The 3,881-nt window shown below is 60.8% G+C and carries 2 protein-coding genes; both read left to right on the top strand.

Annotated features, from left to right (window positions below; translation table 11 throughout):
* A partial coding sequence (locus ACH2EH_RS15580) for a prolyl oligopeptidase family serine peptidase (RefSeq protein ID WP_395142967.1) occupies positions 1 to 2,452 on the top strand: 2,452 nt, incomplete at its 5' end.
* Between the two features lie 109 nt (positions 2,453 to 2,561).
* The coding region (locus ACH2EH_RS15575; protein ID WP_395142965.1) for a PQQ-binding-like beta-propeller repeat protein at positions 2,562 to 3,881 on the top strand (1,320 nt) is incomplete at its 3' end.

Below are 3,881 nucleotides of genomic sequence, written 5' to 3'. Positions count from 1 at the left end.
CCGTGCCGGGCTCCCGAATCCTATTCCCCAGCCCGGCACGGGCTTTGCAGCCGCAGGCTACCGTAGACGCCGATTTCAATCGGCGGGATTGATTGGCGTGGCATTACTCTTGGGAGCAACAGGCATGGCACGGGCACAGGGAACGAAGGCGGACTACGAGCGGTCGGCGAAGCTAGGCGAGCTGTCGCGGGGGAAAGTCTTTCGCACCAGTGTTGCTCCTAATTGGCTTGAGGGCGGACGGCTCTGGTATCGGCTAGAGAGTGGTCCTAGTGTTTTTGAGTGGGTGCTGGTCGAGACCGATGGCAAGCTCCAGCGCTTTGCCAACGAGGCGGCGCTCAAAGCGGCGCTCGGAGGGAAGCTGGGTGTTGAGAGTGTTCTGCGGCTCTCGGCGCGGGTGCAGCCTGGTGAGGCGGGCGAGCGGGTAAGCCTGGTTTTTGACAACCAGACCAGCGGGGAGGTCGCGCTCTTCTGGGTGAATGGGGGTGCGCGGACGCCGTATGGAACCGTCAAGCCGGGCGAGAAGCGCGAGATAGGAACCTTTGGGGGTCATGCCTGGGAAGTGCGTGATGGGGCGGGTAAGACGCTGGGCTATGTGACCGCGCCCAGTGTCGCTGCCACCGTGATCGTGGATGGGAAGCGCGCCGCCCCGACACGCCGCGAAGCGCAGCGCGGCAACCCGGGAAGCTCACCCGATGGCAAGTGGATCGCGTTCACGAAAGGCGACAATCTCTGGGTGCGGCCCACACAAGGCGGCGAGGCGGTCTCCTTAAGTAGTGAGGGCAAGCCCAAAGACTCCTACAACGGCACGGGATTTTTCTGGTCGCCCGATAGCAGCAAGCTCGTTGCCTTTCGCACGGAGGCGGCGCAGGAGCATAAAGTCTACACCGTGCAGTCGTCGCCCAGAGACCAGGTGCAGCCCAAGTTGGTGACCCTGGATTATTTAAAGCCGGGCGATAAGATCGAGCACCCGCGCCCGGTGCTCTTTGATGTGGCGGTGAGGAAAGCAATAGCGCTGAGTGAGTCACTCTTCCCCGATCCCTGGAGCCTTCCCGCCCTCGGCGACTCCGGCTGGGGCGCGGGCATCACCTGGAGCGCGGACTCGTCGCGCTTCTTCTTTGCCTACAACCAGCGCGGACATCAGCTCCTGCGCGTGCTGAGTGTGGATGCGCTCAGTGGAGTCGCAAACACACTCTTTGAGGACACCACCAGGACTTTCATCAACTACTCGGGCAAGTTCTGGACGCGGTATCTTGCCAAGTCCAATGAGATTCTCTGGATGAGCGAGCGCGACGGCTGGAACCACTTTTTCGTCCACGATGCCACCACCGGCAAGCTCAAGCGGCAGCTCACCAAAGGGGAATGGACCGTGCGCGGTGTCGAGAGCTTCGACGAGGACAAAGGCGAGCTGCTGCTCAAAGTGGCGGGCCGCACACCGGGCGAAGACCCCTATCATGTCCACTACGCACGAGTCTCTGTGGCCACCGGAGCCCTCACGCCTCTCACCGACGGCGACGGCACCCATAGAATCGCACTCTCGCCCGACGGCTCCCGCTATCTGGACAGCTACTCCCGCGTGGACTTGCCGACCCTCACCGAGCTACGAAGCGCTGCCGATGGTAAGAAGCTGGCGCTCTTAGAGAAAGGCGATGCCACGGGGTTGCTGGCCACCGGCTGGAAGCAGCCCGAGCGCTTTGTCGCCAAGGGCCGCGACGGCACTACCGATATCTGGGGGGTGCTCTGGCGGCCCATGAACTTCGATCCGGCCAAAAAATACCCTGTGATCGAGCAGATCTACGCCGGGCCGCAGGGCTTCTTTGTGCCCAAGCAGTGGAGCAGCAGCTACGGCAATGCACAGCAAATCGCGGAGCTTGGTTTTCTGGTCGTGCAAATAGATGGCATGGGCACCGACGGCCGCAGCAAAGCCTTCCACGATGTCTGCTTCAAGAACCTCAAGGACGCGGGGTTTTTAGACCGAATCGCCTGGATGAAGGCACTGGCGGCAAAGTACCCCTATCTCGATCTCACCCGTGTTGGGATCTACGGCGGGAGTGCGGGTGGACAGAACGCGCTGGCCGCCCTGCTCTGGCACGGCGACTTCTATAAAGCCGCCGTCGCCGACTGCGGCTGCCACGACAACCGCATGGACAAGGCCTGGTGGAACGAGCAGTGGATGAGCTACCCCGTGGATAAAAGCTACGAAGAGAGTTCTAACGTGGTCAATGCGCATCTGCTCACCGGCAAGCTCTTGCTCACGGTCGGCGAGGTGGACAGCAACGTGGACCCCGCCAGCACGATGCAAGTTACGGATGCGCTGATCAAGGCCAACAAAGACTACGAGCTGATCATCTTCCCCGGCGCGAATCACGGTGCCGGTGAGAGCCCGTATGGAAAGCGCCGCCGCATGGACTTCTTCGTCAAGAACCTAATGGGAGTGGAGCCAAGAGGGAAGTAGCTTGGACCCACCCGGCGGCACCACCGCCGACCCTCTTCCTGATTCCGCTTCGCGAGGAAGAGGGTTTTCGGACTTAGTTTCTCTGGTATGCTGGCCATAGGAGGGAATTATGAGCCGTTTTCTAGGAGCGTTGTTGGTTCTAGGAGTGCTGGTACAGGTTGCGTGGGCGCAGCTCTCGCCGCCATTTCATAAGACCTGGGAGACTAAGGTCACAGATCAGCTACAGAGTGTGGTCTTGGATAGTGGCACGCTCTACTACGGAACGTCTAATTCCTACGGCGCACTGGAGCAGGTTACCGGTAAGCGGCTCTGGGAAGTGGTTCTGCCAGAGAAGTACTTTGGGACGGAGGTCGCGTTTCACCAGGGCACGCTCTATGTGGCGGTGGGGATGCAGGGCCTGCAAGGCTGCGACCCGAAGACGGGCAAGACCCTCTGGAGTGTCCCGAGTAGCTACTACCCAATTCCTCCTAGTAGGCTCCAAGATCGGGTCTTTGCAACGCCGCGTGAGGGCTTTCTATCCGCGATACACACCACAACGCACTATACACTCTGGACACGCGACCTGAGACGTGCCTATGCCCCTCAAGGCAATGCGAGCATGCATGGGCCATCTGTGGTGGTGCCTTTGAATGCGAAAAACCTGCTGGTCGGAACCTACGATGCCGAGGTATTTTGCCTGGATGCCCTTACGGGGAAGCCGCGCTGGCGAACTGCCTTTCCGCCTCCCACCTACCGAGGTGAGGTTAGTGGTATCACAGTCGGCTCCCGAATCTATGTCAGCCATGACGGTACCCTGGAGGCGCTGAGTCCTCAAACGGGCCGCATCCTCTGGCGCTTTACCCGTGAGGACGACTTCTCTGCAGCCTTAGAGTTACCCGGTGGGCGTCTCGTGGTGATGACGCGTGCAGGAATGCTCTACATCGTGGGAGCCGACGATGGGAAGCTCCGCGGGTCCGTGCGGGTTGCGAGAGATGGCCACACAGGAATCGCCCCGCCGCGCCTGCTGGGCTCGCAGCTCCTCGTCGGTGCTGATGAGAAGCTCCAGGCGTTTGATGTTCACGGCAAGCAGCTCTGGGAGTGGCCCCTTGCCAGCCCCGGGGACAACTTTATCAACACCGAGCTCCCCGCGCTCTTTCCCGAACCCAGAGGCATTGTGGTTGTCGGCTTTCACGAGCTTGTGCACTTTTCTCTTGGTGCACCTGCCGGAGCCGCCCACGATCCTGCCGAGCGACGCGCTCAGGCGCAAGAGCTTATGGCACACTTGGACGACCTGAGCTTCGAGCAAAAGCGCCTGCTCACGGCCCTCGGCGATGAGGGTTTCGAGACACTTCTGCCTCTGGTGAAGGAGCGTATCGCCAAGAGCAAGCCCAAGGGTGAGACAGCCAATCATCTTCAACGAGCTCTCGAAACTCTGAGTCTTGTGGTGCAG

It is taken from the genome of Armatimonas sp., from assembly GCF_043760365.1.
GTDB lineage: Bacteria > Armatimonadota > Armatimonadia > Armatimonadales > Armatimonadaceae > Armatimonas.
This window is presented reverse-complemented; position numbering and strand designations above follow the sequence as displayed.